General features: G+C 36.2%; 16 protein-coding genes. 6 read left to right on the top strand and 10 right to left on the bottom strand.

What is annotated here, in order from left to right:
• Positions 1-10 precede the first annotated feature (10 nt).
• Positions 11-349, bottom strand: coding sequence for a Mo-dependent nitrogenase C-terminal domain-containing protein (locus FFO06_RS01610; protein ID WP_137906459.1), 339 nt, complete (start codon positions 347-349; stop codon positions 11-13).
• A 572-nt stretch (positions 350-921) separates the two neighbouring features.
• On the opposite strand from FFO06_RS01610, the gene FFO06_RS01605 reads away from it, so the two are divergent.
• Positions 922-1,707 (top strand): hypothetical protein, encoded by a 786-nt coding sequence (locus tag FFO06_RS01605; RefSeq protein WP_137906458.1) that lies wholly within the window; start codon positions 922-924, stop codon positions 1,705-1,707.
• A gap of 9 nt (positions 1,708-1,716) precedes the next feature.
• On the opposite strand, the gene FFO06_RS01600 is transcribed toward FFO06_RS01605, so the two are convergent.
• The 3 genes from FFO06_RS01600 to FFO06_RS01590 all read right to left on the bottom strand — a co-directional run bounded on the left by FFO06_RS01600 (position 1,717) and on the right by FFO06_RS01590 (position 5,241).
• Complete coding sequence (locus tag FFO06_RS01600; protein ID WP_137906457.1) at positions 1,717-2,463, bottom strand: DevA family ABC transporter ATP-binding protein; 747 nt, start codon at positions 2,461-2,463, stop codon at positions 1,717-1,719.
• Between the two features lie 139 nt (positions 2,464-2,602).
• A complete protein-coding gene (devC, locus tag FFO06_RS01595) occupies positions 2,603-3,757 on the bottom strand; it encodes an ABC transporter permease DevC (RefSeq protein ID WP_137906456.1) in 1,155 nt (384 codons plus the stop codon).
• Positions 3,758-3,831: 74 nt separating this feature from the next.
• A complete protein-coding gene (locus FFO06_RS01590; protein ID WP_137906455.1) occupies positions 3,832-5,241 on the bottom strand; it encodes an HlyD family efflux transporter periplasmic adaptor subunit in 1,410 nt (469 codons plus the stop codon).
• A gap of 3 nt (positions 5,242-5,244) precedes the next feature.
• Here FFO06_RS01590 and FFO06_RS21065 point away from each other — a divergent pair, with 3 nt between their 5' ends.
• Entirely contained in the window at positions 5,245-5,385 is a 141-nt protein-coding gene (locus FFO06_RS21065; RefSeq protein WP_162501164.1) for a hypothetical protein, read from the top strand.
• 655 nt (positions 5,386-6,040) lie between these two features.
• Here the strand turns inward: FFO06_RS21065 and FFO06_RS01585 are convergent.
• From FFO06_RS01585 to psbP, 5 genes are all read right to left on the bottom strand, one after another.
• Positions 6,041-6,769, bottom strand: coding sequence for a phycocyanobilin:ferredoxin oxidoreductase (locus FFO06_RS01585; RefSeq protein WP_137906454.1), 729 nt, complete (start codon positions 6,767-6,769; stop codon positions 6,041-6,043).
• A gap of 55 nt (positions 6,770-6,824) precedes the next feature.
• Positions 6,825-7,178, bottom strand: coding sequence for a HepT-like ribonuclease domain-containing protein (locus tag FFO06_RS01580; RefSeq protein ID WP_137906453.1), 354 nt, complete (start codon positions 7,176-7,178; stop codon positions 6,825-6,827).
• The gene (locus FFO06_RS01575; RefSeq protein WP_137906452.1) at positions 7,168-7,458 is read right to left on the bottom strand and encodes a nucleotidyltransferase family protein; all 291 of its coding nucleotides are present in this window, start codon (positions 7,456-7,458) and stop codon (positions 7,168-7,170) included. Before FFO06_RS01575 ends, FFO06_RS01580 begins: the two co-directional genes overlap by 11 nt.
• 92 nt (positions 7,459-7,550) lie before the next feature.
• Positions 7,551-8,144, bottom strand: coding sequence for a Maf family protein (locus FFO06_RS01570; protein ID WP_137906535.1), 594 nt, complete (start codon positions 8,142-8,144; stop codon positions 7,551-7,553).
• 73 nt (positions 8,145-8,217) lie between these two features.
• Entirely contained in the window at positions 8,218-8,763 is a 546-nt protein-coding gene (gene psbP / locus FFO06_RS01565; protein WP_137906451.1) for a photosystem II reaction center PsbP, read from the bottom strand.
• Between the two features lie 511 nt (positions 8,764-9,274).
• Between psbP and FFO06_RS01560 the strand changes: the two genes are divergently transcribed.
• The 4 genes from FFO06_RS01560 to FFO06_RS01545 all read left to right on the top strand — a co-directional run bounded on the left by FFO06_RS01560 (position 9,275) and on the right by FFO06_RS01545 (position 13,216).
• Positions 9,275-9,607: a hypothetical protein gene (locus FFO06_RS01560; protein WP_137906450.1), complete on the top strand. Its 333-nt coding sequence runs from the start codon at positions 9,275-9,277 to the stop codon at positions 9,605-9,607.
• Between the two features lie 61 nt (positions 9,608-9,668).
• Positions 9,669-11,771 carry a pentapeptide repeat-containing protein gene (locus tag FFO06_RS01555; protein ID WP_137906449.1) on the top strand — a complete coding sequence of 701 codons (2,103 nt, stop codon included), beginning with the start codon at positions 9,669-9,671 and terminating at the stop codon, positions 11,769-11,771.
• Positions 11,772-11,824: 53 nt separating this feature from the next.
• Positions 11,825-12,319 (top strand): hypothetical protein, encoded by a 495-nt coding sequence (locus tag FFO06_RS01550; protein WP_137906448.1) that lies wholly within the window; start codon positions 11,825-11,827, stop codon positions 12,317-12,319.
• Positions 12,320-12,439: 120 nt separating this feature from the next.
• Positions 12,440-13,216: an ion transporter gene (locus FFO06_RS01545; RefSeq protein ID WP_137906447.1), complete on the top strand. Its 777-nt coding sequence runs from the start codon at positions 12,440-12,442 to the stop codon at positions 13,214-13,216.
• Positions 13,217-13,255: 39 nt separating this feature from the next.
• Here the strand turns inward: FFO06_RS01545 and FFO06_RS01540 are convergent, their stop codons facing one another.
• Positions 13,256-13,849: a Uma2 family endonuclease gene (locus FFO06_RS01540; RefSeq protein ID WP_137906446.1), complete on the bottom strand. Its 594-nt coding sequence runs from the start codon at positions 13,847-13,849 to the stop codon at positions 13,256-13,258.
• Between the last annotated feature and the right edge of the window lie 58 nt (positions 13,850-13,907).

Genomic DNA, 13,907 nt, shown 5'->3' with positions numbered 1-13,907 from the left:
AATGTTCTATTCAGCAGTAAGATTGAATGTCTTCTCCACACTTATCTACTAAATAACATAATGCACGAAAACGCAAGCCTACAAACTGGTCATACAGGGGGTTAAATTTGCATAAAGGGGGAATGTGGGCGATTTTGCGACCAAAAACCACGATATCACGCTCAAACGGACATTGGGCAGGAATAAGTTTAGCAATCAATTTAGCGACTTGACGATTATCAATTTCGATTTCATCCAGAAATTGACGTAATTTTTGCAATAAATTAAACTGATTTTTAGCTTGACGGTTTTGCTCCTCATGGTTAACAAAACTAGAGATAATCATTGGTTGACTATTGGTTTTCAGCATAGTTGTAAGTCCTCCGTAGATGAGATTGATGAAAATTTGCCTTGGTCATTTAGATGATAAATTGTCTTGGCAATTTGCACTGAACTTGAGGAACGGTAAAGTAGTTGAACTAATTTTTATTTAAACGGGCTTTATGTGGAATAACTGTTCCCCCCAATACAAAATAACAAAGAAAAGATAAAAGTGGTATAGCATTAGCTTATGGATTTCTGATATTCAATATAGTAATCTCATATATGAGATCCCAATAATAGTCTAAAAACTGCACAATAATCACCATATACATTGGCAATAACATGGACTTATACAGCTTTTACCCTTGCCAAGCCGCATAACCATGAGGAAACCATAACATTGATTGTAGGTTATGGAATGTCAAGAAAAATGTAATGTATGTTACATTACCCTAACTAAATTCTGAATACTGATAGCCTGTTAATATAGCAATCGTAAATGATAGTTGAAAAAATTTAAGTAGTGTAGTCAGGCCTGGAAAACCAGCCCAAGGTTGGCAATGCACTAGGTATATTTCAACAATCAAATATTAGTCTTATAGTTAAAGGTTGCAAATTATGTCTAGTACAAATTTTCTCAATCAATCTTCTTTACCGAAGATCACAAAAACGACTCAAGCCGTAGTTGTCAATGAATCCCAAAGTCCACCATTGCTACTATTTGCCAGTGGAGGAATGGTTTTAGCTCTGATTGGTGTAATTGTTTATAGTAAAATTTTATTGCAGCAGAGTGAGAAAAAATTAAATTTTGAAAGATTCCGCACACAAGAATTAGACAAAAAACTGAAGTTAGCTTTGGAAACTATTCGCAAACTGGAAAATAATCCCGATTTAGCTGACTCACGGCATTTTAATCTAGATTATCTGCGAATGCGGATGTCAGAGGATGTATTCCATTTAGCCCTGATTAATCAAATGAAAATCAAGGTTAAAGATAAGATATCTTTGGCGCTGCGTCCTGGTCAATCGGGACAAGGATCTGTGGGAGTTGCCAGTAGCAATCATGGTAAGCAAATAGATGAAACTTTTGATATTGAATATGAAACCGGTGTAGCACCGAAAATTGTGAAGCGGGTACTATTCCGAATACAAATTCGATTAATTAAGTTACCAATTCAAGCCACTTCTACTACTATCTCCCAAATAATTAATTGTATAGAAACTTACCTGCTGCCCAGTGAAAATGGCGATACCTGGCAACCGACTATTCAAGGTCGGATTGTTTATATGCATTGGGATCAAAAGGCGAAACCTACGCCGCTGCTTGTACTGGAACAATTAAGTGAAGGGGTGAATGTGACATTCAAAACTACCCGCAAAGCACCTGTAATGACAATATACTAATAAGCAAATTCACGTTATTAGACTGTTATGATTATTTGTCTTAGAGTCGTGATTCAAAGCGACATTTTGAGCATCACGGGTCAGAAGACCATCTTCCATTTCCACAATGCGATCGGCAATATCTAAAATCCGGTTATCATGGGTAACAAGTAAGATAGCAGTTCCCTGATCTTTAGCCAAACGTTGCATGATTTCTACTACATCACGTCCTGATTGTTTGTCTAATGCCGCTGTTGGTTCATCAGCCAATACTAAAGGAGGATGATTGACTAAAGCGCGAGCGATCGCTATTCTTTGTTTTTGTCCACCTGATAAATTATCTGGATAGTAATTAACACGTTCTTGTAAACCCACAGATTTCAGCATAGCTTCTGATTGAGAAATAGCTGCTGATTGGGAAATACGATGATTTAATTCTACAGCCATTTGCACGTTTTGTCTAGCAGTTAAAAAACCCAATAAATTGTGAGCTTGGAAAATATAACCAATATTACGACGCATCTTTACTAGTTTACTTTGACTTGCGCCGCACAGTTCTTCACCTAAAAATTTTAGACTTCCTTCTTGTACCGATCTTAAACCACCAATTAGGCTCAGTAATGTTGTTTTACCTGAACCTGATGGACCGGTCATAATTACAATTTCTCCGGCATATATTTCCAAATTAATATCAAATAAAATCTGTTTTCTTAGAGATCCTCTACCATAGTAGTGATTAATGTTTTTAATAGTTATTACAGGTTTTTTGTTGATCATAATAGAAAAGTTGAGAAGAAAGATGGAATAATCAGGGCTGATAAACCTTTAAGCATAACCAGGGCGGTTAAGATAACCACCCCACAAGAGTTTTAATTTTAGGTAATATGTAAGTTAAATACCTATTATGTATTACCTATTAAAAAATATCTGCTGGGTCCGCAGAACCCAATTTACGAATAGCAATCATTCCCGAAATAAAGCACATTAAAATAGTTAACATGATTACCATAATAGCGCGATTATAACTCATGAATATGGGTAAAAGAGTAGCGTCTCTAGCAACATTGTACAAAACAAGAGCGCAGGCAAATCCGGGTAAATAACCGACAACAGCTAATAAAAAAGCTTCTTGAAGGATCACCGTTAATAAATAATTTTGAGTGTAACCTATGGCCTTGAGAGTAGCATATTCAGATAAATGATCTGTTACTTCTGTATACAAAATTTGATAAACAATGACAGTTCCCACAATAAAACCCATAATTGTCCCTAATGTAAAAATAAAACCAATAGCCGTACTACTTGCCCAATAATTTCTTTCAAATTCAACAAATTCCTCCTTAGTTAGAACATTAATACCTGTAGGTAAATAACTTCGCAAATATTGAGCCACTTGATTAGGATCTGCGCCAGGTTTTAACTTAATTACCCCAATATCAATTAGTCCCCGTTGACGATTATTAAAAATTCGCAAAAAGTTAAGATCGCTAGTAATTAAATTACCATCTGCACCAAAAGATGCTCCTAAAGTAAATAATCCACCCACCTTAACTTGTCGTCTTCTTACTTCAGCAGTGACAATTTTTCCCTGATTAAAACTATCAGTAATCGGACCATATTCTACCCGAGAAGAACGATCATATAAAACCACATCAGGAAGTTTAAGTTTATTTAAGTTTTCATTTACTCCGGGTAAATTAAACAAATTAACCTCTGGATTTATGCCGAAAATCAAAATACTGCGAGGGCGACCTGTAACGGGATTTCTCCAGCTTGTATAGTCTAAATATATGGGATGTACTGATTGAACTGTGGGTAAATCTAACGCCTTATATAAAGTTCTTTGGGAAAAACTTTTCATTGATAAAACAGCATTAGATTGATTATTAATTAAAATCACATCACCTGCTAAACTGCTGTGCATTCTGACGTTACTATAATAGAGTGCATCCCGAAAACCCAATTGCATGAACATTAAAATATCAGCAAACGCAATACCTGACAAAGCTACCGCTAGGCGAGTTTTTTCTCTTGTCAGTTGTAGCCAAGATAAAGGTATTTTCACTGCCATTTTTTAGCTTTTTTTGATTTTGGAAACAATTAATTAAGTAGTTTAACCTGAATATTTTTCAGAGAAATAGGAAGTTAATTAGCATTAATTTCTACCGTAACTTTAGCATTAGTTAAACCAGAAACTTGCTTATTAAACTCTGGAGATAAAGCAATTTTTACTTCTACAACTCTAGCATCAATATCTGCTGCCGGGTCGTTATTGAGAACATCTTTCTTGCCAATTTTTCTACCAATTTCCGTAACTTTACCCTTTAATTGACCATTAAATGTGCCATTATCACTGGAAATAGTAGCAGTTTGACCTAAACGGATTTTACTAATACTATCTTCAGGAACTTCTGCGACTACAAACATTTGATCGGTTTGTCCAATTTCCGCAATCCCATTTACACCCATCATTTCCCCTGATTTAGTATGAATTTTTAATATTTCACCGGAACTAGGAGCTTTAACATAACTTTGCCGAAGTTCTGCTTGAGCTTTTCTCATTAAGGCAATTGCATTAGTAACTTGAGCTTGAGCTACTTGAACATTTAGTGGACTAACTACTAATAGACGATTTAATTTTTCTCTTTCTTCGTCTATTTGTTTTTGCAAAGTGGCTATAGTTTTATTGCGGTTAGCGGTAGCTTCAATTAACTGCTGTTGTAAAGTATTTAGAGTTTTTACCTGATTAGCTCTAGCTTCAGAAATTTGTTGTTTTATAGTAGCTATTGCCCGTTTTAAACTAGCTTGACTTTCAATTAATTGTTGATTAGTTGTCACTGCATTTAACTGTCTTCTATCTCGTTCTTGCTGAGAAATAGCACCTTGTTTGTATAAAAATTCATAACGTCCAGAATCTACTTGAGCATTGCGTTGTTCTGCTCTAACGCGCTCAACTGTAGCTTTTAAAGACTCCCTTTGTCCCAATAGTTCGGCCTCTAAACGGGTAACTGTGGCTTCTTGGGCAATTTTCTCACCACTTAACTGAGCCGCAATTCTGCTAATCATGGCTTGTTGAGCTTCCTTTTCCCCGGCCAATTGGGCTTGTAATCGGGCAATAATGAATTTTTGGGCTTGAACGTCCTTAGGAGAACCCGCACGCACCTGGGCTAAATTCGCGCGGGATTCTTGCATTTTGGCTTTGGCTTCTTCGACTACGGCCATACTGGTATCGCGGTTATCTAAAATAGCCACAACCTGCCCTTGTTGTACTCGTTGTCCTTCTTTAACTAGAAGTTGTTGGACTCGTGAATTACCTGATAAACCTGCAGGAGCGGAGAGTTTAATAATTTCTCCTTTTGGTTCTAAACGTCCTATGGCGCTAATAGTATTCGGAATTGGTGCTACAGATACAGCAGAAGTCAGTTTTTTCAATTGTTCCATTCTGGTTGTAGCTAGTAAACCGGCAGCTAATGCTACTGGTAAGGCTACAGCAACACTTAACCAAACTTTAGGTTGTTCAACCTTAAATTTCGATTTTTCATCCACCGTTGACATGATATGTTACCTATTGATCCGAATTGTGGTGATGAAACTAAAAAAATTAACTTAGCTATAGGGGAATTAGTCACTTTATGGATTAACTTAGTGACTATGGAAAATCCACATTTTTATGGCTTGATTTTGACAACCATTGTTTAATTGGTATGATTGACTTTGGATAAACTACATGATGATCATCTTAATCTCTATCAACTTTGACCTTAATTTATTCAATTAATAAATTAAAGTTTAAAACTTTGATTTTTAGAGTTAATTGAGGAGAATTTGCAAGTCTTTTTAAGATGACTAGCACTTTTTAAAACATCTGTTTAATCCCTTACTTTTATGTGAGAACGTCAAGAAGATTTAATATCTACAAAACACATAAAAAATCTAACAGCACAGGAAATAGATGATAATTTTACCAATTAATAATCACTAGTTATCGGCTTAAATTAGATAACTAGAAATTTGGCTGATTAACTTTAGTTTCCCGTCCGAGAAGTATCAGTGGTGATCACTTCATGTAAATTCTACATTTATTGATTGAGAGAAAACGTAACACAACTTACAGTTAGAGTAATAGAGTAATAATGGCAAGTATTTGGCTATCAGAGATGATTTATAAATTTATAAAGTAATCTTAAATAGTAATCTTAAATAGTAGGGTGTGTTAGTGCCAGCTTAATGCAGTTTATGTATTGATATATATCGGTGCATTACGGCTAATTATTAATATCTAATTATTAATATCTCAAACTCCTAAATATTCTATAACCGTAACACACACTACTTAATATTTACCGCTGAATGCTTACGGTAAGTCAAATAAAACTGTAGTCATATAATTTTCTGCCCATTCTGTACCAAAAGCTTTTTCTAGAACTCTCCGGGTTTTATCATTTTGTTGTTGTTTTGTACAGTAGTTATGTTGTCCAGCAATAATTTGAGCTACTTTTTCTGGTGCCACTGGACTAGATGCAATTGCTTGTGTACAATGTATTTCTAGAAATGACTTGACTTGAGATAAAAAACTTATTTCTTCTGCGGAAGAAGTAGGACGAATAAACAGACAAAAATCAGAAAATATATTTCCCCATTCTGGTAATTCACGAGGTTGAGAAAAGTTGGGTTTAGTTAATTCCCTCAGTTGAGAATTATAACCATCTGGTAAAATCCGATCTAAATTTACAGGAGAAAGATCAGCAATAGCGGCACTAATTTGACCTCTACCTCCAACTAAATCACAGCCAAACATGGGTATATCATATTCTGGACGGGGAAACATCACACAATGAAGAATATCTAACATATTCCCCACCCTTGCTAGTTCTAAGTGCATTTTGCGAAACTGGGAAGTTTGATAACAACGATTTTCAATAATCAATTTTTCTCCCTCTAGTCTACCTTCCACATATCCCAACTCCGCAGGTAAATGGTATGGTGATAAGTCTAGGTGTTGATGCCAAACTGCTTCAATACAATCAGCTAGTTGACGAATTAGGGGATGTTGTTGTTCGCGCAAGGAAGGAGTAAAGGACATATTATTTAGGAAATACAATTTATTTGTTAGTTTACAACTATCTGCACCAGATCAACTATTCTTCTGATATTTCTCTCTCCAGTATTTCTTGTAATTGTGGTAATAATGGGGATAAATCATTTTGAATAGTTTCCCAAATCCTACTCAAATCAACTTGAAAATATTCGTGAGTTACCACATTTCGCATTCCTCCCATCAAACGCCAAGGTATAAGAGGATAGCTTAACTGAATATCGTTCGGTACATTTCTAGTAGCCTCTCCAATCACGATAAAATCATAGAGAACAGCTTTGACAATCGTTTGATTTTTTGCAAATTCTTCAAAGGTTATATCCCTTGTCCTTTGTTCAATTTCATTGATAGATAAGACAATATCTTGAACGCGAAGCCGCCAATCTCTAAAAGGCACGAATGATATCCTTGAATACAGGTTTTCGCAAATGTTCTCTCAAAGCATCCTGAGTTCCCAAATCTACAGGACATCCCAGAATATCTTCTAAATAATACTGCACTCGCAAAAGTTGAAACAACCCACCCGGACGATTAAACTCCACTAAAAAGTCTATATCGCTATCTAAAAGAGCTTCATCCCGCGCTACTGAACCAAACAAATTAAGGGATTTTACTCCCAATTCCTGCAACTTTTCTCGATGTGCTGCTAAAGTTGCTATTACCTCATCTCGTCTCATGGTTTGTTTTCGGAAACTAATTTCATATTCAGATAGTAGTCTCTATTTTCTAACATTTTCTCTGAGAAAAATTGGGAATAATAATTACCTAACTATCCCCAAAAATCTGTCACTTCATATCCTAATTCTCCGATCATTTCCCGTAATAGAGGTAAACTTAAACCAATGACGTTACTATGACAACCCTCGATTTTTTCCACAAATAAACTCCCGTACCCTTCTAAAGCAAATGCTCCAGCGCATTTGAGGGGTTCACCTGTTTTTACATAGGCTTGAATCGCGCGATCGCTCATTTTAGCAAAATACACCCTAGTAACTTGACAGTTGACAAGATGCCGATTTTGTGCAGTGTCAATCAAAACATGGCCTGTATACAAGTCGCCAAAATTACCTTGCATTACTTGCCAACGAGCGATCGCTTCTTGATCATCTGCTGGTTTACCATGGATTTTACCATTAATTGCCAAAACTGAATCACAACCCATGACCAAAGCTGATGGAAATTGGGAAACTACAGTTTCCGCTTTAGACTGGGCCAAAGTTTGTACCAATTCCCCGGGTTCATTGAGTTGTATTTGCGACTCATCAAAATCACTAGGGCAAATTATTGGGTCAATACCGACAGTTTGTAGTAAACGACGACGCGCAACGGAAGCAGAAGCAAGGACAAATTGCGGAATTTTCATGTCTTGAGTCTTGATCATTAGTAATTGGTAATTTACCCTATTCCCGTCCCCATTTTTAATTATCAATACACAATTAATACACAGTAAAAGAACTGACAACTTCATCAATCATGCGTTGTATTTTTTTCCAGCGTTTCTGGGGTACTGACGCATTAAAGGTAAAAAGCTTACTACGACTTACAGCCACACTAGAGATATTGTGTCTTTTTTGTCCATTAGGAAGTTTAACTTCATATTCTAGAAAGTAGTAGATTTTACCATCTACTTCCCTTTGCGCCGCGTTAATTAATTCAGCAGTACGGCCAGAATCAACAGGAGCAAGAGCCGCTTTTCCCAACTTATAACCGACTTCTGAAGGTGTTCCTAGTTCTGACAAAGTTTTACCAGCAGGAACGGGACTAATAATAACAGAGACATTTTCTGATACTTCAATTAAATCGTGAAATACCACATCAGGTCCATCAGCAACCTTCACTTGTAACCAACCATTAGGATAATTAAACTGATAACCATCAGCACTATCTACAAAGCTTTTAAGTCCAGCAGCTTCAGCTAAACTGGGATTAATTATGCTGAAGCTCAACAGCAATAATAAAATTAAAGTAACTCTTTTGCACATTTTTTAAGATTCCTTTGGTTTGTCAGCAACACAAAGCAGGGATGATTTCCAGTTTTTATTCTCTCACTAATAGGAGATGTCTAATGAGTAAAAAGGTAATTACTGTTATGCAACTACGCAAATAAGTGTAGTTATGCAGATAGTGACAAATTCAATAGAATTACTATAGGAAAAAATTAAAACATCCTGAACTTACTGGTCAAAAGGAGAAAAATCTGCCTAAGTTCCCATGAAAGTCAATGTTCCCAGTTGTTACCCAGGTAAATTTTATTTTCCCAATTTAGTCAAGGCTTGTATTCTGGGCATCTGGCCGACTAAAATGATCCAAAATAAATGCAACCAAGTACCAATCATAATTTCTGAATATTTCTTTTTTCAGTAAAACATCATTGGACGTTAAATTGTATTAGTGATAATCAATATAGCGGTTATCAGTTGGACGAGAACATACAATTATCATTAAACCTAGATAGTCGCCTAAATTTCCACCCTATTACCCACTCCCTGTGATATGAACTCTCAACCAGAAGAAGACTTACAGCGTCGTCTGCAAAATCTAGAAGCAGAAATCAAGTCCACTGGAGTTAATACCCAAGGACCAAAGGCACAGACACCTATCACAAGTTTCTTTAAATGGAACTTATATTTAGAAAGATGCAGAATTTGGTTTAATAGTTTATCAACAATTAAAAAGCTGGTAGTTACAGGTATAGTCATGCTTTTAACTGTTTGGATACTGCAAACAGTATTTGCTTTAGTCGCTTCTGTAATTAGTTTGGCAGTTTTGGCGGGGTTAGTGTATCTTGGATACAAATTTTTTGTTGCTGACAAAAAAGGGAAATAAGCAATAGCCTATTTTCATCACTCTGACACTGGTATAAAATAAACTAATAGGTAATTATCCAATGGCGAATCCAATTATGGGGAGAAGCAGTAATCAATCTAGCCACCCAGAAGAACCGAAAAAAGTCAATATTACATCACTAACAGCTAGGCGTTTTGCGGCTTGGACGGTGGAAATAACCCTCTTTATTGCCAGTGGGTTAGTTCCTTATGCTTTGGGTGCATATATAGATTCCCGTAGTGATATCCAGCGAGTCCCCCTCAATCCGATCCTAGTAGTCACAGAAAAAGCGATCGCTAGACCTCTAGCATTACCCGTAAATTATGGTATTCGTAATGTAGCCTGGCCGACTAATATCCTGTGGACTCTAGCTGTATTATTACCCACCACCTTTTCCTGGTGGCAATTGTATTTATTAGCTCAAACCGGTAGTACCATTCCCAAGCGTTGGTTTGGTGTGCGGGTGGTTAATGCAGAAGGAGCAGCCCCCGGATTAAGTGCAATAGTAGTCAGAGAAGGATTAGGGCGCTGGACTGTACCAGTTTCCGCAGCTTATCTGCTCTGGCGCTACAGCTTTATTTTTCCCAACTTATCTCTGTTTACATCTTTAACTATGTTAATTATCCTGGCAGAGGCAAAGGGTTGGCCTGGACAAAAGCATCACCGATCCTTTCATGACCAATTAGCTCGGACTTATACAATAGACGCTAAAAGCACTTTCAGTCAGTCTGGTGAAGAATCAAAAATACATGAAGATAATGTAGATAGTTTCTCCAGTCAACAATCTATTTCCAGCCTTTCCCAGAGAAGCAATTCTAATTTCAGCCTGTTTTTGGTGGGGCTGACTAGTATGATTGCTGTATTATCAACTTTAATAGGTACACAAATCTATATCCAAACCCAAGAAAGCCAACGCAGAAGCGAACAAACTAATAGCCAAAAGTTTGTTGAACTCATTAAAGCACTTAATCCCAACAACGGTGTTACCAATGAAGAGCGTCAAAAAACCGTTTTAGCATTGGGTAGCATGAATGACACACAATCCATAAAATTACTAGTTGATTTACTGGTAAAAGAAACAGACCCCCAAACCCTGGATACGATTCAACAAGCTTTAACTAATACAGGGCTAAAAGCCATGCCAGAATTAAAGCGCGTGAATCAGTTTTTAGCTGGGGAAATAGAATCTATGGGGAAAAGTTCAAACTGGGAATTTAGACAAAATCAGTTAATTCTCACCCAGCAGGTAATCAACAAAATTCTAGCTATCTATGGTGGCAAAATTAACAATATTGACTTGAGCAATGCTCAATTAGGTTCTCAAGGATCTGGGGGAAATTCGTCATTCAAATTGGTACTAAACAACGTTGATTTATCAGGAATTGTCTTGAAATCTGCAAATCTCAACCAAGGCAATTTCCAAGGTAGTCGTTTCCGTAGTGTAGGCGAAGATGGACGTTGGGATACTTACGATGATACCATGGCAGATTTAAGTAACGCTCAGTTAAAGCAAACTAATTTTACTGATGCCAATCTAAGTCGTATTTTGATGAATCAAAGTGATTTAAGTCGCGCTACTCTTAACAAAGCCAACTTATCCTATACCCGGTTATTTGGTGCTAATTTAAGTAGCGCCCAGTTAGTAGGTGCAGATTTACGCAATGCACTCTTAGAAAATGCCAGCTTAACTAATGCAGATATAAGCGATGCAAATTTAACAGAAGCAAATTTATATGCGGCTCATTTAGTTCGTGTTTCTGCCGTCGGTACACAATTAGCTTATGCAAATTTAACTAAAACTGATTGGCAAGGTGCAGATTTATCCGAAGCCTATTTAGATTATGCTAATCTTAGTGATGCGAACCTCAGTACTACTCGACTTACTGGCGCTAGTTTGCAATCAGCTAACTTAGAAAACGCCAATTTACGAAATGCTGATTTAAGTCGTACCGATTTACGGGGAGCAAATGTAGCCGGAGCGGATTTTCAAGGTGCAATTCTGTTTACAGGTAAACAAGAGTCAGACAAATTTGTAGAAACTCCTGATCTTGGTTCACAAAATGCTTCAGTTCAAGGAGTAGATTTTAGTAAAGCTAAAAATTTAGATCCTCAACAATTAGCCCTAATTTGTACTAAAGGTGGACTACATTCTCGTTGTCCATAAATACAAATAATCACAAATTAACTTAGTATTTAGATTCTGCTAGGAGTGGTGTGATGAAAAAAATTCAGCATTGGTTTGGACTGATGTCTGTAGTCACAGTTTTGGGTTTAGCTGTCAACTCTCAACCCGCACAAGCTCAAGTAGCCTATGGTAGTTATGTTGGCATTGGTCCTACTGTTGGATTGACGGAGGATAGTCAATTAGGTGCAGTCCTGGCTTTTCGTTATAAGTTACTGGAAACCCCTATTTCTTTCCGCACTCAAGCCTTAATTGGCAAAGGAACAGCAATAGTACCTACTGTTTCCTATGATATCCCTCTCAACTGGCAAACTGATGCTTATTTAGGTGCTGGATTAGTCATCAATAGTAGTGATGCAGTTTCTCCTGTAGGTAATAAAATTAGCTTTGCTTTGCAACCAGGAATTGATTACGTTGTTCCTAATAGTAATACTGTGATTTTTGGTAATGCTATTATTGCCTTTGATGCTGATCGTAATAGTGGTAGTACGGCTTTATCTTTACAAGGTGGAGTGGGTTTAAGGTTTTAATGGTAATGGTTAATAGTTAATGGGTAATTGGGGAAAAATAACAAATAACTAAATAACTTAACTAAGAGTTTTGTTTAAATTTAAAATTGTAATTATTCCCCATAATTTTTTGGATGAAAAATGGTGATAAATCGAGAAAAAGTAGAGTTTTACCTAACAGATATAGAAACATCTATAGGTAAAGTAATTAGTTTAACTATCGCTTTATTAGTGTTAGTATCTTCAGGGATTTTTGTCGCAGAAACCTATAGTATTCCTGAAGATGCTCACTTAGAGTTAAGAATATTAGATACTTGTATATTAATGATATTTGCTGCGGAATATTTATTGCGCTTATGGAGTACGAAAGATAGAGTTAAGTATATTCTGAGTTTTTATGCAATTATTGACTTAATGGCAATTCTACCATCTTTGATCGGATTAGCAGATATTAGTTTTATCCGTTTATTACGCTGGTTTCGTATCTTACGATTACTGAGATTTATTGACAAAAAATTTTTAATTGGTAGTATTAGTAATGAAGATAGTGTAATTTTTGCCAGAATATTATTTACTTTATTTGCCATAATTTTTGTTTTCTCTGGGTTAATTTATCAAGTCGAACATCCACTTAATCCCCATAATTTTAACACTTTTTTAGATGCCTTTTATTTCTCAATTGTGACAATGACAACCGTGGGATTTGGTGACGTGATTCCCATTTCTGAATTAGGTCGTTTATTGACAGTATTAATGATTTTAACAGGAGTGGCGCTGATTCCTTGGCAAATTGGAGATCTAATTAAACGATTAGTAAAAACAGCAAATCAGGTGGAAACTATTTGTGAAGGTTGCGGTTTAGCTTTTCATGATACAGATGCTAAATTTTGTAAAAGGTGTGGTCAACAATTAAAGTGATGAATTTTTATCTTTTTAATCCACAAGAGTGACGTAAGTTTAAACAATTAGATCTTCTCCAGCAGCAGTTCCAAAATTTACATCTTCATACACATCTGCTATAGAACAGTTAAAGTTTATACTTTCTAAATGAATATTTTCCCCAGGTTCATAACTATAAAGTACCCATTGTCCTTCTGAGTTACGACGAAAAACTTCTACACTGATGCGGTTTTGACTCACTAGTACATATTCCTGAAGTGATGGTAATTTTCGGTAGTCAGCAAATTTATCACCTCTATCAAAGGCTTCTGTGGTAGGGGATAAGACTTCGATAATTAAACAGGGATAACGCAGAAAGTTATGAAAAGCCTTGTCTTTTTGGTGACAACTAACTATGACATCAGGATAGTAATAGGTATTAATTGACTCAATATGTGCCTTTGTATCGGAAATATAAGCTTGACAACCACTTCCACGCAGATGGTTTCTTAACATTGAAGCAATATTAAGTGTAATAATTACATGAGTATTACTAGCACCTGCCATTGCGTAGACTTCTCCGTCCCTGTATTCATACTTAATAGGACTGTTTTCTTCCCCTTGGAGATATTCTGTGGGGGATATGTAGTTATAACTTGGAGTTGCGACCATAAAATTTCGTTGTTAGTTATTCATTGCTAATAATCAATTATTAATTAATAATTATCAA

Source organism: Dolichospermum planctonicum, assembly GCF_005402965.1.
In the GTDB taxonomy this organism is placed as follows: domain Bacteria; phylum Cyanobacteriota; class Cyanobacteriia; order Cyanobacteriales; family Nostocaceae; genus Dolichospermum; species Dolichospermum planctonicum.
This window is presented reverse-complemented; position numbering and strand designations above follow the sequence as displayed.